Origin of the sequence: Desulfofundulus sp. TPOSR (assembly GCF_011393055.1) — a bacterium.
Taxonomy (GTDB): Bacteria; Bacillota; Desulfotomaculia; order Desulfotomaculales; family Desulfovirgulaceae; genus Desulfofundulus; species Desulfofundulus kuznetsovii.
On record NZ_JAAOEF010000001.1, the window covers coordinates 1440460 to 1466276 of the forward strand.

The window sequence follows — 25817 nt, forward strand, 5'->3', positions numbered from 1 at the left end:
TTATCCCACCTTTTTTAAATACATATATCTGAATCATAATGCTCAACCGGTTGTTAAAATACTTTACATTAGATCTCCCAGGGGACCCAATTTCAAATTAAGATCTTCATCTTTCAGTCCAAAAAGCTGCTTTAGTTCTTCCATTTTTTCCTCCAGTCTCATGAAAGTTAAACCCATTCTTTCGATTTCCTCAGAAGTAAGGGAACCGGCCTCCATTCTCTTGAGTGCTTGTTTTTCCATTAACTTACGCAGAAGCTCAATCAAAGTCAGCACCAGTTTCGCCAATCCTTGTTCAATTTTTTCCGGGTCGACATTGATTCTCGGCTGGTTTACCTGTTGTCCCTGGAGCTCATCGATAAACTCTTCTAAAGCATCAGGGTCTGATTCTACATTCCTGGGAACCATTGCTATCCCTCCCGGTATTCATTAGAGATAACGGCTGCTCAAAAACAGCAAAATTATAAGGAGGCCAGGGGCCGCTATATAAGAACTTTAACTTCCGATACTGGTTCATTACCTGCCTCACTCTTTCTCTGAACTCACCGATACGATCTTTATGCACCAGATAAGCGGCGCTGAGAAACAACTTTTCCGAGAGCAACTTTTTCAAACAACTGCCTTCAACGTAGGGACGGAGAGCCCCGTCGATTTCTGCAATCAGCTCATCGGCCCGTCTTTCTAAAGAAGCTTGTATACGGAAATCCCGCATCCTGGCCAACATATACTTCTCTCCAGATAATTTTTTCGTTTTTTCCGTATCTTGCTCAAAGTTGCCGGCCTGCTCGTTAATCATGATTTCTTCCCTGATTTCATCAACGGGCCATATTACCTTCAGGCCAAATTCCACTTTATTTTCCAACCTGGACAGCTTTTCGGTTAACTCCGGGTAAAACTTCTCCAATAAGGCTTTTACTGCTTCTGTATCCTTGAGAACGGTACCGAATTGCACCGGGAGGACCGTGTAATGGTGCATGACATCCTCAATAACCTCCTCATGTAAAAGGATGTTCTCTTCATTCACTTCGTATATAAAGCCCGGGGTATCACTAACAACGGCTCCCAATTCACGATATGAAACATTGTAAACCCTCCGGCCGTTGAAACCCTTGCGGTCAAAATCAAGCTTTTGGCCTGTATTCACAATACAGTAAACATATACCCCTTCACCCATAAATCCCACCTCCTTAGCCTGGTAGATTCTCCTGCTTGAGGGACTGCATTTTTTCTACCGAGGAAAGGACGAGCCTCAAGCCAAGGTAAATCAGATCTACGTCGGCCACGGAAATGGTAATGTCCCCGACGATAACCACTCCTTTATCCAGGACCCTGTCCAGTGTTTCCAGGAGAGTGATGCTTTTTTGCCGGCTCGCTTCACACATCCCCGCCCTCTCCTTTTATCTTTACAGAGGTGAAGTTATATGGCGGCCAGGGGCCGGAAAGGCTAAACTCAAAACCCTTTGGCTGATATTCCGATTGCAAATGGGCCAACTCCCGTGAAAATTCCTTAACCTTTTCTTTCTCAACCAGGTAAGCCGCATTCAAAATCATCTCACTATCCTTTCCGGTTAGTTGCCTATCCATTAACTCATTAAGGCGGGAATCTGCAGCCAGCTTACGCAAACTTTGGTGGCATTCCTCTGCATAAGTGAAAGATAAGCGTTCTACTTCCTCTTGCAACAGCTTCTCCATCTTTTTCTTTAAGAAATATGCCATTCCCGTAGAACTTGAAGCCATCTCATTCTCCAACCGTGTTATTCCCTTATTGGATTCCCGTATAAATCTGGATAAGGTTTCCGGGTCATAGAATATCTTTAGGCCCCACTCCTCTTTATCCCTGAGCCTGTTGAGAACCTCCTGGAAACCTGCGTAATTTTCCGCCAGGACTGCCAGTATCCGGTCTTCATTTTTATAGACGATACCGAACCTCATGGGGATCACTGTATACCGGGACATCACTTGTTTAACAACCTGCACGTGGAGAATCCCCTTCGCTTCGACCCAACTCATATCCTTCAATCTTTGGGCAAACCCTTCCTCGCCGAATTCGTCCAGTGATACTTTGCTGATCACTGCCCGGAGATCCCGGTAGGCAATGGAAAAAATTGTATTCTCAAGGTCAATTCCCTTGACCGCGAGCCCATCAATATACGCACCTGCTTCCGCATCAGTGAGGCAGTACAAATACAGACCTTGCTCCTGACATACTGACCTGGGGACATCTTCCGTTAGAGGCCTGGGCACCTGTAACCCCCTCCTTTTTAGCCTCCCTCTCTTTCAGCCATCTCGCGTTCCCTGATAGCACGCAGCCTTTCCAGAAGCTCCGCTTCTCTGACAATGTATTCCTCTTCGCTTATTTCATCCACTTCGTAGAGAAGTTGCAGCTCTAAGAGCTCCCGCTTTACTTTGTGTGGGTCATATAGTTCTTCTTGTGCCCGTTCTATAATCTGCTGGATCACCCATGCTGTTCCATAAAGCGGGAACAGGAGAATGTCATCCACTAGAAACACTAACGCCTCACCTCACCAATTCCTTCCAACTTCAGGAGCACCTTGACAAAGTTATAAGGCGGCCAGGGTCCGGTATATTTAAAATCCAGGATCTTATGATATTTCATATAAAGCCGGTTTACCTGTTCGTCAAATTCCTTTTCGCGATTCCTATCCACCAAAAAGGCGGCGTTTAAAATCATGCGTGGCGTAACCAGCTCGTTGGTGGTAGAAGCTGCGGCATACTTTTTCAAACCGTTATAGATTTCTCCAATGTAAACAGCTCTTTTTCTGGCAGCTGCCTCTTCTACCAGCTGACCCAACCTGAATTTTTTAGAATAAACCGACTCCTGGGAAGCTGGTCGCTGTCTGGCGACTTCCAGTTTAAGTTTTTGAAGTTCCCTGTGCCCTCTTTCAATTTCCTGGGCAAAACACTCCTTTTTCCAAAAAACCTTCAACCCTAATTCTATTTTGTTATCTATCTTTACCAGCGCTTCTTTTGCCTCTGTGTAAATCTTCTTCAATAATTCGTATACATCTTCTTCTGTTTTAAAGATCAAGCCAAAACTGGCGGGAATAACCGTATATTCTTCCATGACCCGGGAAATAACCCGCTCGTGCTGGATGGCATTTTTCCGGTCCGGGTCGTAAATAACTATTGGTGAATCACTGACCACCATGGCCAGGTCCAAATAATTGATAGTATATACCTCATCGTGGCGGTTGCCCACCCCAATCGGTCCAAAACTTCTCGGTTCCAGCGACCTGATAGCACAATAGATGTATTTACCCTCTCCGCTTTTCAGTGCAGCTCACCCCGTTTCACCAGAAGAGGTACTATCCGGGCTCTTTTTTCATAGTTAGAACGCGAGTTTTTTGATTTTCCACCTGATCTGGCTCTGGTCTTATCACTTCTTCCAGGGCCATACTGAAATGCTTAGCCCTGATCTGAAACAGGGAGTAATCAGTCATTTCATTCTGGTAGTCCTCCACAAACTCTCTAATCGCCAGCAGAGAAGCCCTGTTGCAGATTGCCTTGATATCGGCACCGGTTGCACCATCAGTTATAATGGCCAGATTGACCAGGTCGACATCTGCTGCCAGCGGCTTACCACTGGTGTGTATGCGGAATATCTCCAGACGTTCATCTTCATCAGGGACAGGGAGTTCGAGAAGGAGGTCAAATCTTCCAGGTCTCAGAAGTGCCGGATCAATTAGTTCCAGCCGGTTCGTGGCAGCCAGCACTACCACTCCCTTCAATTCTTCCACCCCATCCATTTCAGTTAGTAGCTGGCTGAGTACCCGTTCCGCAACATGAGCATCCCCACTCCCGGTTCCCCTGACCGGTACTAAAGCATCTATTTCGTCAAAGAAAATAATACACGGGGCTGCTTGTTTTGCTTTTTTGAACACTTCCCGCACACCTTTTTCCGATTCTCCAACCCATTTGGAAAGCAAGGCAGGCCCTTTCACCGAAATAAAATTCACTCCACTTTCATTCGCCACTGCTTTGGCAATCAGGGTTTTCCCTGTACCCGGGCTGCCATAAAGCAAAATACCTTTAGGAGGTTCCGTTTTCGCGTAGGTGAACAACCCGGGATATTTTAAGGGCCATTCCACAGCTTCCTTGAGTTCCTGCTTAACCTTATCCAGACCACCTACATCGCTCCAGCGCACATCCGGTACCTCCACGACAACCTCCCGGATGGCGGAAGGTTCGATTTCTCTAAAAGCTTCCGCAAAATCTGCCATGGTTACTTCCAGTTCCGCAAGGACTTCATAGGGAAGATAATTATCTTGAAAGTCTATCTTGGGGAACATTTTCCTTAAGCAGGCCATGGCGGCCTCTTTACACAGAGCTGCCAGGTCTGCCCCTACATAACCGTGGGTAATTTCAGCAATCTTTTCCAGGTTCACATCTTTTGCCAGAGGCATGCCGCGGGTGTGAATTTGCAGGATTTCTAGCCTGCTGTTTTTATCAGGAATATTGATGGTAATCTCCCGATCAAAACGACCCGGACGTCTGAGCGCTGGATCCAGGGAGTTGGGAATATTGGTTGCCCCGATAACAATAACCTGGCCCCTTGATTCCAAGCCATCCATCAACCCCAGCAATTGCGCTACAACCCGTTTTTCTACTTCGCCGACGACTGCTTCCCGTTTCGGTGCAATAGCATCGATTTCATCTAAAAAAATAATACTGGGAGCATTTCTAGCAGCCTCCTCAAAAATCCCCCGTAGTTTTGCCTCACTTTCCCCGTAAAACTTGTGGATAATTTCCGGGCCGTTTACGTGGATAAAATGGGCGTCGGTTTCATTGGCTACTGCCCTGGCAATTAACGTTTTACCTGTGCCCGGGGGGCCGTGGAGCAACACCCCTTTTGGTGCCTCAATCCCCAGTCTGGCAAAAATTTCAGGATACTTCAGCGGCAGTTCAATCATTTCCCGTATTCTTTGAATTTCCTTGTGTAACCCACCAATATCTTCATATGTTACCAGAGATTGCTTTTTTATAGATCCCTCCTCTGGCCTCACCTTAACAATAGTACCGGCATGAACCATCACCACACCTTTCGGAATGGTCTCTACAACAACAAACTCCTGAGGACGGGACCCAAAAAGATTAACCCTGACTTTATTGCCTTCCAGGAGCGGAAAACCTTCCATCAATTTCCCGATGTACCTGCTGTCCTTATCTCGAGAATCGGTACGGAAACCAGTGATAGGAGCCAGGATTATAGTCGATGCGGTTTTAAACGGTATTTTTTTGATCTGCACCTTATCTCCCAACCCAATCTGTGCATTTTCACGGATGATACCATCTATTTGAATGATATTTTTTCCCCGGTGTTCCTGGTAAGCAGGCATAACTTTGGCCACGGTTTTTTTATTACCCTTGATTTCAATAACATCGCCAATAGAGATATCTGCTTTTTCCATATCCTGGGGATCAAGCCTGGCAATTCCCCTTCCCACATCTTTGGTTAAGGCTTCTGATACCCGCAAAAACAAACTTTTAGTCTCGGTATCCACTCTTATCGCCTCCTTTTCCTCTCTTTCTATCTGTATATCGCTTTCATGTCTATTAACTCTGCAGTAAGGCACAGTATCTGGACACTTCTTTCAGACTTTCTAATCCCTTAACTTCAGAAACCAGCAGAGGTACCTCCACAATCCGACAAAAACCAAGTTCCCGATAGATCACTTGCAGGTGCCTTTGCTGTTCTTTCCTCCTGGCCATACAAAAATTACAATTTCTGTTTTCAGGAACAACATTGTTGATAATCAGGTGTCTTACCGGTATCCCATAGGATTTAAGAGCTGCAAACATCCGTTTCGTTTCGTTGATGGCCATAGCTTCTGGAATGGTTACTGCAATAAATCTATTTCTTTCCGGCGTTCGCAAAAAACTCCCCACCTGGCGAATCGTTTTCTTCATCATCAATAAAAAGTCATCCGTTTCATCAAAGATATCCCTTCTGGAAAACCGTCCTACGATATACCTGTATTTCCAGCGCATCCTGGCCAGTACTTTAATCCAGTCATCAAGTATGTTGGGTAAGGCCAATAAACGGAGGGTATGACCTGTCGGGGCCGTATCCCAAATGTATAAATCGTATTTACTATCTTTCATAAAATCCATAATTTGCTTTAAACCCATCATCTCATCTAATCCGGGTATGGTTAACCTGTAAATATTATCGATATCATCCTCATCAAGATAGGTGGTAGTAGTTAACATATTTAAGATTTCTTCTCCATATTCTTCCTTAAATTTGCTTAACATTTTTTCAGCATTTAACTCCAAAGCGGCCAGATTTTTAATTTTCTTGACATCTGTAATATCATCACTAATTTCCTGTCCCAGAATATCCGATAAAGAATGAGCCGGATCGGTGGAGAAGAGCAAGGTTTTCCTGCCCAGGCTTGCATAATGGACAGCAGTGGCCGCCGCACAGGTTGTTTTCCCCACTCCACCTTTCCCGCTGAATAAAAGAAACTTTGCGTTGATACCGGTTAAATGAGACACCATCGTTAACCACCTTTATCCCGCGAACATCCATGGAATGCCCCCCTTTTCTCTCTAAAATGAGATTACCCATTATCAGAAGTTTTCGTCTTCGGCAACCTGAGCTCTATGATCCCATTTTTGAAAATAGTTGTCGCGCCTTCCGGATCTACCACTACAGGCAGCAGTATTTCTTTACGATATTTTCTGTCTTTCCTTGAAGCTGTAATGACCAGAATATCACCATTTACCTGGAAATGAAAATTATCTTCGTTTACGCCGGGAAGTTCCGCAATCACCAAAATATCATCGCTCTCATCAAAAACATCCACAATTGGTTCAACAACTTCTTCAACGACAAGGCCCTCTTCGTTTTTTCTAATATTGCCGAAAGGTTTTATCCTGGGAGAACCTTCATTGCCAATTTTGATATCGATACCGTAGATACCCTTTAATCCTTTGACCTTATCTAATCCGGTAATTTCACCGATATGGGAAATTTTTGCCTTGCCTTCTGCTTCCATCTGTTGTATTAGATCAATAAAATTACCGAGTCCTTTTAAAAGATCGCCCAGCCCAACATTGATTTTGATATCCCCCGAGGAATCTTTTTTACTGGTCATGGTATGCTCCTTTCCGTATGCTCGATTTTCTGCCGGGGAAGGATGTCTGACCCTATCCCACCCGTCCCCGGCCTTTACCAATTAAGAATAGTATTGGTTAAGGAGTTCCTGAATCAGCGTGGCTGTGTTATTTCTCGCTTTCCCTTTTGTCTTGCCTGTACTAACAGTACTGCCAGATTCACTCGTCAACACATCTAAATAAATCTGCCTCAGGAATGGGTTACTGATATCCCGTTTGTCTTGAAGGCTGATCACCCTGGCGATGGCAATACTGGCACGAACCGTGGGGGTAAATTCATATTCCCCTTTTTCCCGAAACGAACGTACAATTCTGACAACCCGTTCTGCCTCTTCGACCGGAAGTCCGGATTTGGCTGCAGTTATCGCAATTTCCGTCTCTTCATCAAAATAGTCTAAATCAAGAGTAATCATCCGGTCCCGTAAGGCGTCCTGACTTTTGTAAACTCCGGCATATTCCGCCGGATTGCTGGTAAAAATAGCCCTGAAGTCGGGATGAATCTGGAGGTATCGTTCTCCCTTTCTAGCCGGCGGTAGCTCCAGTATTCTTTCTTCCAAAATTGATAACAAGATGTTGTTTGCTTCTGGTCTTGATCTGGTAAATTCGTCGTAGATCAAAGTATAACCGTTTCTACAGGCCTCGGTGATACAGGCATCCTGCCAGCGCAGACTCATTTGTTCTTCTGTTTTTAAAACCGAATGGATAAAGTTATCAATCACCCTGCTTATTTTATAACCGTGGAGGTCCCCAATAAGGTCGGTAGAAGTGAAATCGTCATTCCCGTGGAGCAGTACCACCGGACGGCCAATCTGGCTTGCCAGATGCAGGGCCAGCGTTGTCTTACCTGTACCAGCAGGTCCCCGAAGGTGTACCGGTAAACCTGCCCGGATGTAGGCCAGCGCACGTGCTGTCAGATCTTTTATATAAGCAGTTTGTACGAAATTTTCCATTACCTGGGCATAAATCTTATCTATCAATCTTCCTTCTACCTCCCGACTTTACATTATTCCCCGATCAGGATCGGCCGGGTCCTGCGGGATACCCTGAAGCTTACCTCTCTCTCTCAATTCCTTCCGCGAAAAGCATACTACCTCGCGTTTTTCATTTACTTCCACTTCGTAAATCCCCAGCAACTCATTTCGCCCGTGCCTGCGCATGTACTCGTCTTCTTCCGTTACTTCTATTTCCACGATCCATCTGCCGTCTCGTATACACGCGCCGACTACCTGCCCGGGCTTATTCAGGACAGTGGCAAAAAAATCCTTTACAATATTTATGATATTTTCTAAACCCAACGTTTAGAACCTCCTTATCTTTCAATTTTTGGGGTACCAATTAGTTAGCTATTCACTTATTTTTCTTAATGAAACATAAAAAAACAGAGCAAAAGTTACTCTATGATCTCGCCCTATCTGTTATTCCTGGCGCTGGGTAAGCCCACTACCGGCAAAATCTCTGCCGGCCGTCAAAGGCAACGGCGTGTTGCGGCTGACGACCATGACGGCCGGCATTTTCTGCTACCCAGACACAATTAATATTTCGTTTTTACCTGTTAAGTACCGGTGGATAAGTGATCTGGCTGCCTGCTAACTAATTATAGAGCCGTCTCTTCTTCATCATGGTAGCCCATAATTTTTGCAGTATCTCATGCACTTCTTTTCGTGCGGCTCGACCTTCCCGTTGCATTTCATGCCACCTTTTTGTTCTTGCTGCCTTTTTCTCTTCGAACTCTTCAAACAACTCTTTAAGTCTCTCTTTTCTGCTGTTAAAGGAAGCAGGAATTCGCTCAGCAAGGTTTCGGGCCTTCTCAACACGTGAAATCATGTGAACACCCATTTTCAACCCTCCCCTCAGTGGGCAAATTTATGGGTTTGTCGAGGTATACCGGAAAATGCCGGGATATACCTCGACAAACGTTTTTCCATCAATCCTGAAATGGTGATTACTTATACAGCTACTGCCCTGTTTTCTTCAGCCGGGAGCAGACCAATTGCTTCTGCGTAGAGGAGGAAGGTTTCCACGCTGGCAATGACCACCCTTGCCTCAATACCAATCAGGTCGATTCCTACCAGGGATACCCTTACCCAGAGATCAATTACGATTCCCTTGTCGAGAATCCGGTCAATTACCTCGGCCAGGCTGGATACATCCAGGTTCTTTTTTACAGACATCTTGTACCCCCCCCTTTTCAGGTTTCCGCCCTTTTCTTCAAGTACAAACTGTCCTGTGCGTGCAGAACACTGGAACGGCTCCTGGAATTATATGCAACGCGAATCCTTTTACCGGCAGGCATTCCCGGGTGCGGTAAACCTTCTCGGAATCGACACACCTTATACAGCTACTGCCCTGTTTTCTTCAGCCGGGAGCAGACCAATTGCTTCTGCGTAGAGGAGGAAGGTTTCCACGCTGGCAATGACCACCCTTGCCTCGATGCCAATCAGGTCAATTCCTACCAGGGATACCCTTACCCAGAGATCAATTACGATTCCCTTGTCGAGAATCCGGTCAATTACCTCGGCCAGGCTGGATACGTCAAGGTTCTTTTTTACAGACATCTTGTAATCCCCCTTTTTCAGGTTTCCGCCCTTTTCCTCAAGTACAAACTGTCCTGTGCGTGCAGAACACTGGAACGGCTCCTGGAATTATATGCAACGCAAATCCTCTTACCGGCAGGCATTCCCGGGTGCGGTAAACCTTCTCGGAATCGACACACCTTATACAGCTACTGCCCTGTTTTCTTCAGCCGGGAGCAGACCAATTGCTTCTGCGTAGAGGAGGAAAGTTTCCACGCTGGCAATGACCACCCTTGCCTCGATGCCGATCAGGTCAATTCCTACCAGGGATACCCTTACCCAGAGATCAATTACGATTCCCTTGTCGAGAATCCGGTCAATTACCTCGGCCAGGCTGGATACATCCAGGTTCTTTTTTACAGACATCTTGTAACCCCCCTTCTTTATTTTTCAGGCTGCTTGCTGAGTATAGATTTCGTACCTTTGCGCTAAAACTAACCAAAGTTGCTAACCTGTAACTCTGGTAATAAAATATTCCAAAACAAGCCTTTTGGTTACAATTCCTGCCCGGTACTTTTTTGAATTTAAAGCTCAGTAGAGATACCATAACCCATGAAGCCCTGTGGAGTGAAGTCCGCTATGACTGCCAATACATGCTGAGAACCAGTACCGACCTTCCTGCAGACCAGGTAGCCCTGACGTATAAAGTACCCCGGCAGGTGGGAAAGGCTTTTGTGAAACCGGGTGCGGACTGGAATTACGCTTTACTACTGGACCGATACCCGGGTCAGGGGACAGATCATGGTCTGTTTCCTGGCTTTGGTGCTGGAGATCGCCCTTATACGCAGTTTGAAAGAAGACGAAAAACACCCCGATACTCTATATCACAATATGCACCTCAGTCATTTGTATGACAGCTTTCGCGTAAAATTTTACTCAAGCTTAAACACCTTCTATGCCTTTCTTCTTTCGCCGGGAGGAAATCAATTGCCCGTACGTGCAGCGGAAAAGAATCTCGTTGCCTATCCTACCCTGAAATACCTCTTGCTGTTCTCCCTACCGGAAGCCAGCTTATGATAAAAATGACCTTTGCGCTTGCAAAGGTGCTGGGTGTCCATCCCATGGTTGACAAGGATAAAAAACCTCAAAGGGCATTATTTATCTATTTGCAATATGGCACAACTACCTTTCCATCTTCATAAGCTGGTGTTAAGCTCGATCTTTCCAGCGTTAAAGGGGGTGGTCAAGGTGACCTTTGCCCGAAACCAGCATTACCTGGCCAGACGCCGTACAGGGGAACTGTGGCACATCTTTGTGGAAAACGGTATGCTTGGCTACCGGGTAGTCTCCCCGGCTTGCCACGGATTAACCGTCGCCCGGTCTTTAGTGGAAGATCCTGTTTTGGACTTCGATGTGGGCCTTGATCCTGGAGATTACATTCATCTGGTATGCCTGACCAGGGAAGGCCAGCTAAAGTATTATATCACTAAGCCCGAGGGAGGTTGGAACATCGCGGCGCTGGCCCGGTTCGACCTGAAATCACAGGTTTTCCGCTGTCTGACCTTAAAACTTTTTCCCGGCCGTGTGCATATCTTTTGGGCCACTGCCAGTGTGACCAATTACTTTCTCTGGGCCATCCAGCATTCCTGCTGGTTGGGGAACGAATGGCAGGATGAACAGGTGGCGGAAATCATCGCCGGTAAAAACCTGCCTCCTTTTTACCCGGCTCTTGACAGCCAGGGAAACCTTCATCTGGTTTATACCAGCGCTCCCGGAGGCAAAAATTATGAAGCCTTTTACCGCAAATTCAATGCCAGCTTTGGACTGTGGAGTCATACTGAGAAAATTGACCTGCCCGTTGAAAGTATTCAAGGAATCTACTGTCTTGTAGACAACAGGGATAATCTGCACCTTATCTGTACCGGTTTCGGAGATAGAGATCGCAGCCGGGTAATTTACCGGCAGCGCCGGGAGGTAATCCGGGGTACAGCCCGGTGGGAAAAGCAACAGATGCTTTACCAGGGCCGCCAGAATTGCCTGCAGCCTTTTCTTTTTATTCGTGACCGGTACTTACAGTCTTCATGGCGGGAAGGAAACGGTTATGCAGGCTGCCGTTCCAATGACCTGGGTAAAACCTGGGAACAGGCACAGCCGTTTACACTCAGGCAGGGTAAGTCCGCACTCTTTACCTATCTTACCGGTGTTCCTTCAGGTGGCAGTTTTCAGGCCGGTACCATATGTGGAGTAATAACGGCTCAGGGAATAAGTATACCCTTTAACGAACTTTTAGAAGTAATCGAACCCCCCGGAAAAGTGTCGGATATGGATAGGGCTTTCGGCGGGTTTTTAAATACGGCTCCTTTTTCCGATTCAGCAACACAGCCGGTAACGCAGTCCACAACTGCACAGGCAGGCGGTACTGCGCCAGAAACCGGGTATGGGGAAGATAGGTCCTGTACCGGGGAGGAGCCCGTAACGGAGATGGTATTACGTGTGGAGGCGCTGGGAAAAGAACTAAATAATCTAATGGAGGAATGGAAAATGGAAAAACGCACATTAAAAGAAAGCTTAACCGAGCTGGAAAAAAACCACAAAGAACTGCGAGAAGTATTGGCTTCGCTTCAAGAAAAAATTGATCAACTCTGTAAGGGGGAAGAGAAAGGAAAGTTACTCCTTGGACAAATGGAAAAAAAGCTGGGAGATTTTAAACAGCGGGAAGAGGCTTCCTTAAGCCACCTGGGTGAAAAATTGGCGGAACTGTCACAAAGGCAGGCAGATATGGAATCCCTCATTTCCTATCTCAGGGAGGAAATGGGAAATTTCCGCCAGCAACAGGATGAACTGGTAAGTTCCTGGGCCTGTATGAGTGAGTCCCATAATAACCTGGAAAAGGGCCTGGGAAATCTTTATTCCCGGGTTGACGGCCTCGCCGGGTCCATGCAACAGGTTGAAGAAACGCTCAAAAAACAGGAGCAAAAGGAGTGGATCCCTTTATTGGAAAAATTATCGGGAGATGTAATGAGGCTTGATCGGGATCTGAGGGCAGTAAGGGAAGAAAACGAGCAGCTGGTACTGGCGCAAAGGGAGTTTCAGGAATTCTGGCAACAGGCGCAGATAAACAATAAACGCTCTCAAGTTGCATGGGAAACACAATGGCAGGAATTAAGAGACCATGTAGAAAAAGAGATTAAACGGCTGACAGGGGATCTAGAACGGTACAGAGAAGAGCAGGAGCGACAAGTAACGGCTGGGGCACAAGCCCTGCTGCGACAGGAGGAGTCACTGAAAGGTATATTGGAAAGTTTAAGGATTATCAGGGAAGAGACGGGAAATAGTCTGGATTCGCTGGCCGCCCGGCTGGATGAACTGGATAAAGGGGTGGCGGAATTGGCCGGCCAACAGCAGCAGTTGCAGGCAGAACAAGAGCGCTGGCGTAAGGCCGGATTTTTCCAGCGGCTGTTCGGCTCATAGGGAGCATAACAACAGGGGGTGGGTTTATTATACCCACCCCGGTTGCTGTTCGATGCAGGCTCTGCTGGTGTTAAAATTGTGAGTGCCCCGCGGCTGCGGGGCACCCGGTTTTTACTTCTGGCACAGCAGGTCTTCCAGCTGAGGCGGGAAGAAGTCGGTGGGGAAGGGAGTCTTGACCGGATTGAGGAAGTTGGCGCATACATCGACCTTTTTCTCGAAGAAGGGCTCGCAAGGCGGCGGTTCGGGACAGAACCCGAAGGCGGGCACCAGCAGCTGTACCTTACCGAGCACCTTGATCACCAGGAAAACACCTACCTGAATAGTCAGGGTAAGGTCGCTGACGACGGGGGTGCAGAGAAGCTCGGAACGGGTTTCCACGGCGATGGTCAGATCCACCTCGTCCCGGGCGGGTGGGATAAACAGGACGATGTCCTTCAAGATGTTCGGTAGTGTGCCGTCAACGGTAACGGTGGCCCCGGTGCTGGTGTTAAGCACGGTGGCGGTAAAGGCGATGGAGACGGTCATTTGCACCCGGGAGAAGTTTGGCCTGCTGGGGATGGGCGTGATTACCAGGCTGCCCGGAACAATGGTGCCGTTGTGGAAACGGATACTCTGGAACACATAGGGACCGCCTGGCGGCAGGGTTATATTTACTTCCGGGAAGCACTCACGCTGTTCGCAACTGGTATAGACTTTGTCGACCAGGATGCACACGGATTCCTTAATTTCCTCAAGTACATAAGGGTCGGTCATGTCAATGGGTTCACCGGGGCTCTCCACCGCACCCAGCCGGCCGATGTCAATTCCTCTTGGTCCGCCCACAAAGGCCACGTTCGCGATGGTGCCGATTACCGTATTGGTGGTGGTGTTGATGATGGAAATATCGTTACTGCCGAAGTTGGTTACAAAGGCTCGCACGAAGGCCACTTCGGGATTGGTGTCGAAGTCCAGCCGGTCGGGGGTCGTTCCCACCGGGATGGTTGTGGTTACGGTAAAGCTGGCGGTACTGATTACCGATACGTTGTTGGATCCGCTGTTGACCACGTAGGCAAAGGTGCCGGAAGGGTTCACCTTTACCGCAGTGGGATTGGTACCTACGGCGACAGTGGCAATAACGGTGTTGGTGCCGGGGTCAATGACAAAAACGTTATTGCTGCCAGAGCAGGCCACCCATACCCGTCCATCGGGGGCCACATCAATGAACCGCGGGTCGTCACCTACAGCGATGGGAGCACCTACTACCGCATTGGTGGCGGTGTTGATCACCGTCACGTTATCCGAACCGCTATTAGCTACATAGACCCGGGTGTCGTCAGGTGAAATAGCTACACCGATGGGAGCAGTGCCCACTCCCACGGTGGCCACCACCGTATCCGTGGTTGCATCGATAACCGACAGGGAGTTGTTGCCCGAGTTGGTGACATAAACCCTGGTGCTGGTGGAGTTAACCGTCACATCTGCCGGAGCATTGCCTACGGTGATGGTGGTGATGGGCGTATTGGTTTCAGCACAGATGACACTGACGGTGTTGCCCCCGTTGTTTGTGACGTACACCTTGCTGCCGTTGGGTGCGAGACGGACGCTGTTGGGGCCCGTGCCGGTGGATACCCGGGCGAGAATGGTGCCGGTGGTGGTGTTGAGTACGGCGATAGAGTTATCGCCGGGATTGGCTACGTAGCCTCGAAAAGCCGCTAGCATACCCTGATACCTCCTTATTTGATTTGTTTCATGGGTTTTATAGAAATTTACCCACCGGTGGTGAGTAAAGGTCCATCGCGCATTTCGGCATGGGGGTCTTTTGATCCATGATTTGTTACATAATATGAGAGGAAGGAATAAATGGTTACAAGTGGCATAGATGGAAATTGATTATTTGCCGCAGAGGCACTTTTGATAGGCTATCAATGTTTCCTCTGCTACCCGTTGCCAGGTGAAATGCCGCTGAATATGTTCCTTTAGCCTGTAATTTGGTGGGGATTGTAGGGCATCCATTACTGCCCGGCGGATGGAAGAGGGATCGTCCGGCTGGCAGTAAAGGGCCAGGTGGCCGAAATATTCTTTTGCCGTGCCCCGGTCGGTGCTTACAACCCGACAGCCGGCCAGGCCGGCTTCCAGGTTGGCCAGACCCGGGGTTTCAAACCAGCCGGGCAATACATGTACCGCTGCTGCTGCGTAGGCCGCAGCCAGCCGGTGGTGTTCCATGAAAGGCAGCATTATTACATGGGACCCGGCAGCGGCGCATTGTGCGGCATAACTGGCATCGTTTACCGGCCCAAGCAGTACTAAAGTCAGGCCGGTATCCCGTAAAGCTTCCGCCAGGGTCAGTTGATTTTTGCGGGGAGCTATACGTCCTACGCACAGGATAAAATTACGCAGTCCATAGGTGCGTGTGAAGGCATCGGGTCTGGCATGGGCAAAGAATTCCTCCACCCCGTTGGGGACGATGTGATGGGGGGCTACCGGGCCGAATTGCCGGGAAATAAGCTCCATTTCTTCCCGGGCGTTGGGCAACAAAATGGTGGCCTCCTGAAACACCCGGCGTCGTAGCCTGTGTGCGGAGGCCCAGGCTGTGGTTGCTCCAGAAGAGCTACCGGTGCGGGCAAGAAATTCAGCTGCATCCCAGTAGATGGTGGATACGGCCACAGGCTTGCCCTGTTGCCTGGCTTGCCTCAGAAAAATGTAAGTTTCTCTTACCCGGGTGGTATTGAACAAATGTACCAGGTCATAGGGCCTTAAATCTGTCAGGGTTGTACTTACGTCCACACGTACTCCCAGCCGCTCCAGGTATTGCCTGGTTTTCAGCATCTGGATACTATCCCCGGCCATATTGGTAAGGTAGTCAGGCCGGATCTGGAATAAAACGCGCATGATGTCTCGAGGTTCACCCCTCCCCTGGATGATCACAGACAACAAATCTTTTGCCCGCTGCAACATCTCATAAGACCGCAGGATGGCCGTCCCCTCCACTACAAGAAAGTCCGGGCGGTGAGCGATTATTTGCCCCTGCAGGTAATCAGGATTGGAAACTTAAACATTATCCATTCCTCCCGGTCTTTCCAGAGGGAGCGGATTTGGCACTACCGGCTCGTTACCGAAACCGGTAACGAGCCGGTACGACCCTGGGGCGCCGGGAGGTGGTAGCGGGCCTGCCAGATGCCCGGGTTACTGCGGATGCGTCCGGGTGGGGGCTTGAAAACCGGGGAACCCCAGGCGAAGAGCCCCTTTTCGTCCATTTTGATAATGTTGTCCGCCGCATGGCCGAAATCAAATCCCACCCGGCCCAGGTCCATGGCTGCCACGGCTACCATTTTGGCATTGGCCCCGGCAGAAATCAGAGCCAGCTCGAAATTAAACCGGGGCAGTTGTGCCAGCACCCGGTCCAGGTCGTGGTAATTGCGCAGATTGAGGACACCCATTATACCGGTAAATTGATAGCGCCGTTCCAGTACCTCCCGCAAGCGGGCCATGGGTCTGCCGATTAAAAGAATCCGGGTGTGACGGAAAAGTTCATAAAACAAAGGTGTGTTTGCACAATAATGATTGATAAAGGCATAGCATGTCAGGCGGGGGGTAATCCGGTAATGGGAGAGGATTTTTTCCGTCAGGGGGTACCAGCAGTAGCAGTCGGTCTGGTGAAGGAGCCCCAGAACCGTAGCCCGGCGTACCGCCTGGAGCAGGCGGTCCCGGGCCTCCAGGTTGGGGATGGCGATACCGGAGTAACGGTCACTGGCCACTACATTGTACATGGCAATTAATTCCTGCACCGGATGAATACTTTCCTGGGCCAGGATGAAATTTTCCCCGTCACCGATGCGTACAAGGGAAAAGGGCCTGCGCCGGTCCAGGTGCTCTTTCACCAGGTAAAGCAATTCCCGGGCGTCGGGTATGGTGAACTGGTTGGCCATTTTTTTAACCCCCATTTAAATCTTTTCGATAAAAGGGAGACCGGTGCCGGCTTTTTTGAACAGGTGACGGGGAACCCTGATTTTAATTTTAGGTGTTCGATCGGGATTTTGCACCCAGTAGTACAGGTTGAACAGGAAGTCGTCCAGGGGGATTTTTCTCTGCCGGGCAGCCTGCTCGACGGTGAGTTCTTCCCCTCCTCACCCGAAACAACCAATGCCATACAGGTCGAAGAACCGGCGTGTTCCGGGGAAACGGTTGATCACTTCAGAGATGCGCATTTGTGGGTTAATCATTTTGGGTAACCCATCCTTTCTTTTTCAGTGTTTCTTCTATTACCCCGATGGCCAGTTGGGCCCGGCGGGCCCAGGAATTTTCCCGGGCCAGCGCGATGCGCCTTTCCCGGGCTCCGGGTGAATCCCCGGACAGGGCGCGATGGATTAATTGATTAAACTCCTCCGGTGTACGTCCCACATATATTTCCGGGTGGAACAATACTTCCGGCAGGGGAGTGGCTACTACCGGCTTGCCGGTGCTGAGGTACTCGTACATTTTAATCGGGTTGCACCCCTCGGTCATTGGGGTAATCTTGAAAGGAATCAGGCAAACGTCGAAGCATTGCAAATAATTGGGTAGCCAGCGATAGTCCCGGTAGCCCAGAACACTCATGTTCGGTTTCTGAAAGGGCAGACTGATGTTATACAGCGGGCCCACAAAAACAAAGTGCAGCCTGGGGTTGGAATCAGTTATGTAATCCAATAGCTCCCAGTCCAGCCATGTGGCCAGGGCGCCGCAGTAACCTGCCACAGGCCGGCCGTCAGCCGGCAAATCCGGTGGCCTGGGGAGGTTACCGTACAGGGCCGGGTGAAAATGGGCGTAGTCCACTCCGTTGGGACACAGATACACGTTGGGGTGGTGCTGCCGGTTGGTTTCGTAGAGTTTTCTGGAGGTGGCAAAAATTACATCGGCCCGGGCGCGCAGTTCTTCCACGTAAGGGGCCCAGGTGCTGAATTCCTCCGCCGGCTCGTCTAAAGCATCGTAGACCACCAGGTGGGGCCGGTAGCGCTGGATATGTCTTACCATCGCAGGGGCGGAAATCCACAGGATGCGTGGCTCCTCGTGCGAGATGGTCAGGGGATCGACCCCCGTACAAATGTACAGGTTTTTCGCCAGCCGGAAGGCCCCCCGTGGTTCGTTGGGGCGCCGGGGATTGCAGTATATGGCCTGGTAGCCCAGGCGGGCAAATTCCCTAAACATTTGCTGGGGACGCTGGCACATCCAGTTAAAGCGCAGCGACGGCGGATGAATGATAGTGGGCAAGATTATTCTCCTTTCGTTACATGAATCCTTATGCCAATATATGCAAATTTTTCAATAACGGTTCGCCATACCGGGTTACTCTAGCCGTTCATGGAAAAAGCCGCATTTTTAATGAATGGTCAGGCATAAAATGCTAGCAGCGTGGGTTTTCTGGAGGTCTCATATCAGGAAGGGGCAGGGGGTGATTACCGTGTTTCAGAGTATTTTTACCTACGAGTCTATTTTTGCAGATACTGTGGTACATCTGGTAACTATACCGCTGCCGCCGGAAGCGAGATACACTCTGATAGAAGTTAATTTCCCGCCGGGGATGCAACAGCTGGAAAACCTGGTGCTGGCGCCTGTACCCGGTTTGCCGGATTATTCCGTGGTGCAGTTTGTCTTGAGGGTTCCATTTGAAGCCCGGCTCACCGCTACAGGCACGGGGGAAGAGCTTGCCCTGGATGGTTACCTGCCGGATACCCAAATTTATACGGTGGTCTATACCCCCCTGGCCGGTCAGGGACGGGTGCCTCATGTAACCGTAGAGTCCGGCAGCCGTCTCCTGGTACCTCCGGGAATAACCGCGGACAAACTGGAGTTTGCTGTGGACCTGCATGTGGTGGTCAGGCTTTTAGGAAAGCATCAGCTTAATCTACCCCTTGATTTCGGGTCGGGGGGAGAAGATCAGCCCCATCGTTTAAACCATGTATGGTGCGAAGCCTGCCGGAAATTTAACGATCCGGAGCAGACACAGTTTCCCCGGGACTTTTTCCCGAATCCGCCCGGCAACGGAGGAGCGGGAGAAAAACTGTAATAAATTACCTCGATGCTTACCGCTTATTTACATAAGGAAGCAAAAGAGAGTTGTTGAATTGAATGTTATAATCATCAAGGGTATTTCGGGCCCGGTTTACCCTCAAAACAAAGGAGGAATGTTTTTGCGTCTGCGAGCACCACGCTGCACGGCATGGCTGGTTTTCCTGGTGTTTCTGGTCTTCCTGGGGAGTCCCCTGGCCCTGGCTCAGGCAGCCGTTTATATCAAATTAACCCCTTCTGGTAACGGTTATCAGTATCAAGTTAATAACGGGACTCCCAGTGATAATGCCGGGGTTAGCCGGGTTTATCTCAGCAAATCTTCTGTTGCCAGGGAAGGGAGGTCGGATTCCAGCGTTACACCGGCTCAGTCTTCAGGCACGGGAAATGGTTCCGCCGGTGCCGGCGGGGCGGGAGCTTCGCCTAATCCTCCGGCTGCCGGAAGTACAGTTATACAGACTGCTCCCGGAGTCTCCCGGGTGACTGTTCGCTTAAATTCAGGGACGGGCAGCGGCAGCCGGTACACCTTTAAATCACTTTACGCTTCGCCTTCCGGGCAGCCGGTTTCCCCACAGCCGCCGCCTGCAGGTGGCACACCGGGTACCCCGCCTTCTTCCGGGAACGATGCCGTTGCGGGGCTGACTGCCGACGAGCAAACCCTGGTTAACCTGATCAACCAGGAACGGATTAGGGCGGGCCTGCCACCCTTGACGGTAAACACGGAACTGGTGCGGCTGGCCAGGTTAAAGTCCCGGGATATAGTCCACAATTCTAACATCTTCTTGGCAGTCTTTATCAAATTGGATATACTATACTTACTATGAAAGCCAAAGAAGTAATGGAATTATTACGTATCAGCCGGAGCACCCTCAACAGGTTGCGGTGGGAAAATAAAATCAAAGTAAACAAACTACCCAACGGCTACTACGACTACGACGAAAAATCCGTTTACGAATACCTGCTAAAGACCACCGGCAGCCTGTCAAGAGGAAAACCGTGCTCTACGCCAGGGTGTCCACAAATAAGCAAAAGAGGGATTTAGAAAATCAGCTGGAATTGTTGAAACAGTTCTGCCTCAACAACGGCTGGACAATTGATGGGATTTATAAAGACATTGCTTCCGCTTTAGAACTGAAGAATTGATGGAAGAAATTTTCACTTTACTCCACAGCTTTTCCATGAAATTCTATTTCAGCAGGAGGAAAATAAAGAAGTGTCTGGAGGAAGCACTTAAATGAAAGTCAAGCGGGCAATAAGAATCAGGATTTCCAGCAAAAGAAAAAGAAGGGCGAGGGAACTCGCCTACGACCTGGCTCAGTTCCGTAATTTGTTGTTAATCTTCCAGAGCAGGTATTACGTTCTTTTTGGGCAGGTCATTTTAAACCAGAGCGTCATTTATTCCCTCCTGGCCGACCAGACTACGAAAAAGAAACCCGAACAGGAAGAAGCACTCCGGGAAGCGTCCGAAAGGATTATCCAGCATCCGGACTTACAGGAACTGATCCAAAGGATGAAAGAGCAGAAAGCCAGGGTAGACAACAACTACGTCCTCCAGACCACTATCCGCCAGGTTATCAAAGATTACAAAAGTTTTCTGGCATCTCTGGCCGAATATCGCGTCAATCCAGGGAAATATAAAGAGCGGCCGCAACCGCCCAAACCCAAAAAGCTGGGTAAACTCACGCAAGTCACGGCAGAATTCAACAGCAACGTGTTTGAAGTAGAAGGTAATACACTTTTTCTGCACCTGCGCATGAACGGCAAGAAAAGAATAAAAATAAAACTCCCCAGGGACGTGGAAAGTGTATCCTCGGTCAGGCTGGTCTATCATCTTTCCGACGTTTGGGTGGACGTAATTTACGAAAAGGAACTCAAAGAACCGGAGGCCGGACTTATCCATCTGGCCGGAATCGACATGGGGATGGACAATTTAATTTCTCTAATTTCAACCAACCCTGACGTAAAAAGCCTGATCATTTCCGGCAGGGAAATCAAGTCTTTCAACTGCTGGTTTAACAAAAAGAAGGCCGCGGTGCAGTCGGCAATGGATACGCTGAGCAACAAAATTGCTCAGGAAGAGGACGAACCCCGGAAAAATGCCATGTCGAAAGAGCTGCTCAAATTAAAGTTCTACCTCCACAACCTTTACAACTACCGCGACCGCTGGATTGAGTCTCACTTCCACAAAGTAGCCCGTGTCCTGGCCGATTTCCTTTACGAAACCGGCCACAAAGCAGTTTACCTCGGCAAAGGGGCCACAGAAAGTAAAGACGGAATAGACTTAGGAAAAGTGACCAACCAGAATTTCGTGAGTATTCCTTTTCGTAAGCTGATCAATATTTTGAAGTACAAGCTGGAAGAGCTGGGTATGAAAGCGGAAGAAAAAGAGGAGTCCTACACCAGCAAGGCTTCCTCTCTTTCCGATGATATTTTGGAAATTCAGCGAAAGTACGCCGAAGTCAAAGAGAAGCAGGGAGAAATAAAAGTTAAGTGTTCCGGTAAAAGAATTGAGCGCGGCCTGTACAGGGACAATGTGCTCAAAAAAGTTTTCAACGCCGATTTGAACGGCGCTTTGAACATTTTAAAGGTGGGAGCGAAGCTCCGCAGACTTACTCTAAGCCTGAAAGTTCTTTTGTGTAAGTTGTGCAACCCGCTGAGACTTAACCTCTACGATTTCATTTACAGGTTCAAAAGTAAGGCCGAGTCCCCTCCGGGGATAGGAGATAGTAGGCTGGCAGCAGCAGGGTTAACTCGATAGATATGATATCGCCATTCGAATATAGAATGGTCGATTAAATATCTATTTGAGTGCCTGGTGGTCAACAATTACTTCAGCCACCAGTCTCCCACCTATGGTTCGCCCGGGGATATGTTGCGCGCGGCGGGGGTCTCTTACCGCCTTATGGGCGAAAATATCGCCGGTAACGCCACGGTGGAAAGAGCCCATTACGCCCTGATGCAGAGCCAGGGCCACCGGGCCAACATCCTCAATCCCAATTTTACCAGGGTAGGCGTGGGTGTGGCCTCCGGCAGTCCCTACGGGTTGATTATCACCGAACTTTTTGCCGGTTAAGTTTTTCATCCTTACAAGAAAAGGTCGGGTAAGAAACTACCCGGCTTTTTTTGTTTCCAAAGTGACAACCTGGAACCAGGTGCATATATTGTCTAATAATGCCAGGAAAGGATGGTTGCCGTGCCCGGCCTGACCAGCATTATCATCCTCACTCTAAACGGTCTTGGTTACACCCGGCAGTGCCTGGCCAGTATAAGGAAGTTTACCCCGCAGCCCTACGAACTGGTTCTGGTGGATAACGGTTCCACCGACGGTACTCCTGCTTTTTTGCTGCGGGTGCCGGGGGCGCGGGTAATCTTGAACCGGTATAACCGGGGGTTTGCCGGCGGGTGCAACCAGGGTTTGGTAACGGCCGGGGGAGATAACCTTTTATTGCTGAATAACGATACAGTGGTCACACCGAACTGGCTGGGCAACATGCTGGCCTGCCTGCACAGCCGGCCCGACATCGGCCTGGTCGGCCCTTATTCCAACTATGCTGGTTCAGGTAATCAATTACCTGTAAACTACAGTAATATCGGGCAAATGCTTGCCTTCGCCCGGCAATTTAACCGCCCTGATCCCGCCAGGTGGCGGGAACACTCTGCTGACTGGCTGTCGGGATTTTGTTTGTTGACCAGGCGGGAAGTGGTAGAGCGCGTAGGTCTATTTGATGAGCGCTTTGCCTTCGGCGGGTGGGAGGACGTGGATTACTCCCGCCGGGTGCAGGCGGCCGGCTATAAGCTGTACCTGGCCGGGGATGTTTTCATCCACCATTACGGTCACCGTTCCTTTGTAGCAAACGATATTCCCATAGGGCGGGTATTGGCCCAAAATGCCGCTCTCTTTGCAGAAAAATGGGGCGGGTAAGCGCTACATTGAAGCCGTTGCGTCAATTGCATGGCAACCTTATCCTTCAGCTGAATTAGAATTACATATGGAAGGCGTACATATCCTGGATGTGGTGGTTTTATGGAACACTTTGCTTTTATAATTTGCAGCCGGGATGATGCACGTTATGCCCACTGCCTGCAATATCTGTATGCTCTGGATCGCAGCAATGTAAAAATGGAGATCTGGCGGGTATCATCCCGGCGCAGTATTACCGCGGCGTATAACCGGGCCATGCGCAGGAGCAGCGCGTCCTATAAGGTTTACCTGCACGATGATGTGGTTATTTTAAACCGCCGTTTCTGTCGGGATGTGCTTAAGGTTTTTAAGGCCAACCCCTCGATAGGCCTTTTGGGTATGTGCGGTTGTAAGCAGATACCGCCCAGCGGGATATGGTGGGAAGGGGTGTCTTACGGTATGGTCTATCACGGTGAGCCACCCCGGCCGCTTCTTTTTAAGCAGCCCACGGGTCTTTACGAGAGGGTAGCAGCGGTGGACGGTTTGCTTATGGTTACCCGTTGCGATGTGCCCTGGCGGGAAGATATCATTGATGGCTTTCATTTTTACGACTTATCCCAGTGTATGGAATTTGCCCGCCGGGGTTATTGGGTAGTGGTACCCTGGCAGAGTAAACCCTGGTGCTACCATAAGAGCACAGGCAAATTGGATGAGGAATATCACCGCCTGCGGCAGGTTTTCTTAAAGGAGTATGCCCCGGAATTATCCGGCGGGTAGGTGGATAACAGATGGCCAGTGTGCTGTTTATTGACGGAGTGCTACCTTCTTTTCCCCATCCCAACCGGGAGTGGCGTGTTTTACGCATTTTACAAGCCTTTGCAGAGGCCGGCCACCGGGTGGTTTACCTCTTGCTCCAGGGAGAGCGTTACCAGATTTACCGTCCTGCCTTTGAGGAAGCGGGTATTCAGTTTTACCTGGAAAGGGGAGCCCGGATCTGCCGGCAGAGGGAGGTGGACTGCCCGGTGGTGGGGTTGGACCAGTTGCTTCAGGAAATCCCCTTTCATCTGGCCTGCATTCATTTTGTAAACAACGCTCTGGCTTGCATTCCAGTGATCCGCCGCCATTCGCCCCGCACCAGGATTGCCGTGGATACGGTGGATCTGGCCCATCTCAGAGAATGGCGGGAAGCCATGGTTACCGGGCGGCGGGATTTAATGGCGCAGGCCTACCGCACCCGGCAGAGGGAAATGTATGTTTTCCGGCAGGCCGATGTGGTCATTGCCGTAACCCCTTTGGAAGCAGAAATGATTGCCCGTATGGTGCCCGGGACCAAAACCGCAGTTATTCCGGTGCTGGCCGACCCATGGCCGCAGGTAAATCCCTTTGCCTGCCGGGAGGGCCTGTTATACGTGGGGAACTTTCTCCACCAGCCCAATGTGGATGCGGTAATTTATCTGGTTCATCATATCTGGCCCTATTTACAGAAACTCCTGCCCGCGGTGGATCTCTATATTGTGGGCGATAATCCCCCTCAAGAAATACGGGCTCTGTCAAAAGCAGGAATAAAGGTAACCGGTTATGTGCCGGCATTACGTCCTTACCTCGAGCAATGCCGCCTTATGCTGGCTCCTGTGCGCTACGGAGCGGGCCTGAAGACGAAAATAGTGGAGGCCCTGGCGGCAGGATTACCGGTGGTGACAACCAGGATAGGTGCTGAGGGAATGGAGCTACGGGCCGGCGAAAATGTGGTAGTGGCCGATGATCCAGTATTCTTCAGTCGGGCGGCGGCTGCCCTCTACCGGGATGAGGCACTGTGGGATCGCCTTTCCCGGGGAGGGCAGGAACACGTGCGCTGTCATTACAGTTTCCCCGTGGTGGCTCCGGCAATTTACGGCTTGCTGTTAAATTGAGGGCTTAATAAATCCTCCAGAACAATGAGAAGTTCGAGGGGTGAGGCCGGTCATGCTGGTTTCCATAATCATACCGGTACACAACCAGCTGGAACATATCCAAAGCTGCCTTGAGGCTTTGTGGAGGAATACCAGCCGCACCTTCCCCTGGGAACTGACCCTCGTAGACGACAACTCGGACAGGGAAACGGCGACCTGGCTCCAAACACTGGGCAGTGCGGTGCGCTTAATTTCCAACTCCACCAACCTGGGTTTTGTCCATGCCTGCAATCAAGGGGCGGCGGCGAGCCGGGGCAAATACCTTCTCTTTTTAAACAGCGACACCCGCCCTCTCCCCGGCTGGCTGACGGCCCTGGTGGCGGCTCTGGAAGAAAATTCGCGGGCGGGGGCGGCGGGTGCCAAGTTGCTTTATCCCGACGGGAGGCTGCAGGAGGCCGGTTCCATCATCTGGCGGGACGGCAGCGGCTGGAACTACGGCCGGGGCGACGATCCCGCCCTGCCCAAGTACAATTACCCCCGCCCGGTGGATTACTGTTCTGGGGCCTGTCTGATGGTAAGGGCAGATCTCTTCCGTAGTCTGGGAGGTTTTGATCCCCGCTATGCTCCCATGTACTACGAGGATGCCGATCTATGCTTTGGCCTGCGTCAGGCGGGGTGGGCCGTGCTTTACGTTCCGGGGGCTGCGGTTATCCATTACGACGGCGGAACCGCCGCAGCCGGCAGCGGGGGATGGCGGCGTTACATGGCCGTGAACAGGGAAAAATTTGTGGCCAAATGGAAAGATGTCCTGCGCTATCATTATCCACCTTCCCCGGAGAACGTGGAGCAGGCCTGCTGCCGCCCTCTGGACGCATAAGGGGTGAGGAC

32 protein-coding genes are annotated in these 25817 nt (G+C 49.9%); 12 read left to right on the plus strand and 20 right to left on the minus strand.

What is annotated here, in order from left to right; all coding sequences use genetic code 11:
- Nucleotides 1-63: 63 nt before the first annotated feature.
- From G7K71_RS07135 to gvpA (G7K71_RS07205), 15 genes are all read right to left on the minus strand, one after another.
- A complete protein-coding gene (locus G7K71_RS07135) occupies nucleotides 64-405 on the minus strand; it encodes a gas vesicle protein K (protein ID WP_166344553.1) in 342 nt (113 codons plus the stop codon).
- On the minus strand, nucleotides 374-1171 hold the full coding sequence (locus G7K71_RS07140) for a GvpL/GvpF family gas vesicle protein (RefSeq protein WP_166344555.1): 798 nt from the start codon (nucleotides 1169-1171) through the stop codon (nucleotides 374-376). Before G7K71_RS07140 ends, G7K71_RS07135 begins: the two co-directional genes overlap by 32 nt.
- Before the next feature lie 13 nt (nucleotides 1172-1184).
- Entirely contained in the window at nucleotides 1185-1379 is a 195-nt protein-coding gene (locus G7K71_RS07145) for a gas vesicle protein (RefSeq protein WP_166344557.1), read from the minus strand.
- Nucleotides 1372-2241 (minus strand): GvpL/GvpF family gas vesicle protein, encoded by an 870-nt coding sequence (locus G7K71_RS07150; RefSeq protein ID WP_166344559.1) that lies wholly within the window; start codon nucleotides 2239-2241, stop codon nucleotides 1372-1374. Before G7K71_RS07150 ends, G7K71_RS07145 begins: the two co-directional genes overlap by 8 nt.
- Nucleotides 2242-2258: 17 nt before the next feature.
- On the minus strand, nucleotides 2259-2507 hold the full coding sequence (locus tag G7K71_RS07155) for a gas vesicle protein GvpG (RefSeq protein ID WP_166344561.1): 249 nt from the start codon (nucleotides 2505-2507) through the stop codon (nucleotides 2259-2261).
- Entirely contained in the window at nucleotides 2507-3292 is a 786-nt protein-coding gene (locus tag G7K71_RS07160) for a GvpL/GvpF family gas vesicle protein (protein WP_166345173.1), read from the minus strand. The genes G7K71_RS07155 and G7K71_RS07160 overlap by 1 nt, the downstream gene beginning before the upstream one ends.
- A gap of 31 nt (nucleotides 3293-3323) precedes the next feature.
- Nucleotides 3324-5519 (minus strand): CDC48 family AAA ATPase, encoded by a 2196-nt coding sequence (locus G7K71_RS07165; RefSeq protein ID WP_166344563.1) that lies wholly within the window; start codon nucleotides 5517-5519, stop codon nucleotides 3324-3326.
- 52 nt (nucleotides 5520-5571) lie between these two features.
- Nucleotides 5572-6519 (minus strand): ArsA family ATPase, encoded by a 948-nt coding sequence (locus tag G7K71_RS07170; RefSeq protein WP_166344565.1) that lies wholly within the window; start codon nucleotides 6517-6519, stop codon nucleotides 5572-5574.
- Between the two features lie 62 nt (nucleotides 6520-6581).
- A complete protein-coding gene (locus G7K71_RS07175; protein ID WP_166344567.1) occupies nucleotides 6582-7118 on the minus strand; it encodes an Hsp20/alpha crystallin family protein in 537 nt (178 codons plus the stop codon).
- A gap of 81 nt (nucleotides 7119-7199) precedes the next feature.
- Nucleotides 7200-8114: a gas vesicle protein GvpN gene (gene gvpN / locus G7K71_RS07180; protein ID WP_243174589.1), complete on the minus strand. Its 915-nt coding sequence runs from the start codon at nucleotides 8112-8114 to the stop codon at nucleotides 7200-7202.
- 21 nt (nucleotides 8115-8135) lie between these two features.
- A complete protein-coding gene (locus G7K71_RS07185) occupies nucleotides 8136-8432 on the minus strand; it encodes a gas vesicle protein GvpR (protein WP_166344569.1) in 297 nt (98 codons plus the stop codon).
- 295 nt (nucleotides 8433-8727) lie between these two features.
- Complete coding sequence (locus G7K71_RS07190; protein WP_166344571.1) at nucleotides 8728-8973, minus strand: hypothetical protein; 246 nt, start codon at nucleotides 8971-8973, stop codon at nucleotides 8728-8730.
- A gap of 110 nt (nucleotides 8974-9083) precedes the next feature.
- On the minus strand, nucleotides 9084-9308 hold the full coding sequence (gene gvpA / locus G7K71_RS07195) for a gas vesicle structural protein GvpA (protein WP_166344573.1): 225 nt from the start codon (nucleotides 9306-9308) through the stop codon (nucleotides 9084-9086).
- A 159-nt stretch (nucleotides 9309-9467) separates the two neighbouring features.
- Nucleotides 9468-9692: a gas vesicle structural protein GvpA gene (gvpA, locus tag G7K71_RS07200; RefSeq protein WP_166344573.1), complete on the minus strand. Its 225-nt coding sequence runs from the start codon at nucleotides 9690-9692 to the stop codon at nucleotides 9468-9470.
- A 159-nt stretch (nucleotides 9693-9851) separates the two neighbouring features.
- Nucleotides 9852-10076, minus strand: coding sequence for a gas vesicle structural protein GvpA (gene gvpA / locus G7K71_RS07205; protein ID WP_166344573.1), 225 nt, complete (start codon nucleotides 10074-10076; stop codon nucleotides 9852-9854).
- A 375-nt stretch (nucleotides 10077-10451) separates the two neighbouring features.
- Here gvpA (G7K71_RS07205) and G7K71_RS07210 point away from each other — a divergent pair, with 375 nt between their 5' ends.
- Nucleotides 10452-10727, plus strand: coding sequence for a hypothetical protein (locus G7K71_RS07210; protein WP_166344575.1), 276 nt, complete (start codon nucleotides 10452-10454; stop codon nucleotides 10725-10727).
- A 171-nt stretch (nucleotides 10728-10898) separates the two neighbouring features.
- The gene (locus G7K71_RS07215) at nucleotides 10899-13121 is read left to right on the plus strand and encodes a hypothetical protein (protein ID WP_166344577.1); all 2223 of its coding nucleotides are present in this window, start codon (nucleotides 10899-10901) and stop codon (nucleotides 13119-13121) included.
- A gap of 111 nt (nucleotides 13122-13232) precedes the next feature.
- Here G7K71_RS07215 and G7K71_RS07220 read toward each other — a convergent pair whose 3' ends face one another.
- The 5 genes from G7K71_RS07220 to G7K71_RS07240 all read right to left on the minus strand — a co-directional run bounded on the left by G7K71_RS07220 (nucleotide 13233) and on the right by G7K71_RS07240 (nucleotide 18344).
- Nucleotides 13233-14819 (minus strand): beta-propeller fold lactonase family protein, encoded by a 1587-nt coding sequence (locus G7K71_RS07220; RefSeq protein WP_166344579.1) that lies wholly within the window; start codon nucleotides 14817-14819, stop codon nucleotides 13233-13235.
- Between the two features lie 171 nt (nucleotides 14820-14990).
- Complete coding sequence (locus tag G7K71_RS07225; protein ID WP_313884930.1) at nucleotides 14991-16025, minus strand: glycosyltransferase family 4 protein; 1035 nt, start codon at nucleotides 16023-16025, stop codon at nucleotides 14991-14993.
- A 173-nt stretch (nucleotides 16026-16198) separates the two neighbouring features.
- The gene (locus G7K71_RS07230) at nucleotides 16199-17026 is read right to left on the minus strand and encodes a GT-D fold domain-containing glycosyltransferase (protein ID WP_166344583.1); all 828 of its coding nucleotides are present in this window, start codon (nucleotides 17024-17026) and stop codon (nucleotides 16199-16201) included.
- Nucleotides 17027-17224: 198 nt separating this feature from the next.
- Nucleotides 17225-17320 (minus strand): DUF1858 domain-containing protein, encoded by a 96-nt coding sequence (locus tag G7K71_RS19820; protein ID WP_166344585.1) that lies wholly within the window; start codon nucleotides 17318-17320, stop codon nucleotides 17225-17227.
- Nucleotides 17313-18344, minus strand: coding sequence for a glycosyltransferase (locus G7K71_RS07240; RefSeq protein WP_166344587.1), 1032 nt, complete (start codon nucleotides 18342-18344; stop codon nucleotides 17313-17315). The genes G7K71_RS19820 and G7K71_RS07240 overlap by 8 nt, the downstream gene beginning before the upstream one ends.
- 190 nt (nucleotides 18345-18534) lie before the next feature.
- Here G7K71_RS07240 and G7K71_RS07245 point away from each other — a divergent pair, with 190 nt between their 5' ends.
- The 10 genes from G7K71_RS07245 to G7K71_RS07285 all read left to right on the plus strand — a co-directional run bounded on the left by G7K71_RS07245 (nucleotide 18535) and on the right by G7K71_RS07285 (nucleotide 25806).
- Nucleotides 18535-19140: a hypothetical protein gene (locus G7K71_RS07245; protein WP_166344589.1), complete on the plus strand. Its 606-nt coding sequence runs from the start codon at nucleotides 18535-18537 to the stop codon at nucleotides 19138-19140.
- 124 nt (nucleotides 19141-19264) lie between these two features.
- Nucleotides 19265-19963, plus strand: a complete 699-nt coding sequence (locus tag G7K71_RS07250) for a hypothetical protein (protein ID WP_166344591.1) — start codon at nucleotides 19265-19267, stop codon at nucleotides 19961-19963.
- Nucleotides 19964-19977: 14 nt separating this feature from the next.
- Complete coding sequence (locus G7K71_RS20195) at nucleotides 19978-20181, plus strand: hypothetical protein (RefSeq protein WP_395858265.1); 204 nt, start codon at nucleotides 19978-19980, stop codon at nucleotides 20179-20181.
- Nucleotides 20136-20282 (plus strand): recombinase family protein, encoded by a 147-nt coding sequence (locus G7K71_RS20200; protein WP_395858256.1) that lies wholly within the window; start codon nucleotides 20136-20138, stop codon nucleotides 20280-20282. Before G7K71_RS20195 ends, G7K71_RS20200 begins: the two co-directional genes overlap by 46 nt.
- 91 nt (nucleotides 20283-20373) lie before the next feature.
- Nucleotides 20374-21897: an RNA-guided endonuclease TnpB family protein gene (locus tag G7K71_RS07260; RefSeq protein WP_166344593.1), complete on the plus strand. Its 1524-nt coding sequence runs from the start codon at nucleotides 20374-20376 to the stop codon at nucleotides 21895-21897.
- Nucleotides 21898-21954: 57 nt separating this feature from the next.
- On the plus strand, nucleotides 21955-22212 hold the full coding sequence (locus tag G7K71_RS07265) for a CAP domain-containing protein (RefSeq protein WP_313884905.1): 258 nt from the start codon (nucleotides 21955-21957) through the stop codon (nucleotides 22210-22212).
- Nucleotides 22213-22332: 120 nt separating this feature from the next.
- Entirely contained in the window at nucleotides 22333-23061 is a 729-nt protein-coding gene (locus G7K71_RS07270; protein WP_166344595.1) for a glycosyltransferase family 2 protein, read from the plus strand.
- Nucleotides 23062-23163: 102 nt separating this feature from the next.
- Entirely contained in the window at nucleotides 23164-23817 is a 654-nt protein-coding gene (locus G7K71_RS07275; RefSeq protein ID WP_166344597.1) for a glycosyltransferase family protein, read from the plus strand.
- An 11-nt stretch (nucleotides 23818-23828) separates the two neighbouring features.
- Entirely contained in the window at nucleotides 23829-24950 is a 1122-nt protein-coding gene (locus G7K71_RS07280; RefSeq protein WP_166344598.1) for a glycosyltransferase family 4 protein, read from the plus strand.
- Between the two features lie 52 nt (nucleotides 24951-25002).
- Nucleotides 25003-25806, plus strand: coding sequence for a glycosyltransferase family 2 protein (locus tag G7K71_RS07285; RefSeq protein ID WP_166344600.1), 804 nt, complete (start codon nucleotides 25003-25005; stop codon nucleotides 25804-25806).
- The last annotated feature ends 11 nt before the right edge of the window (nucleotides 25807-25817 follow it).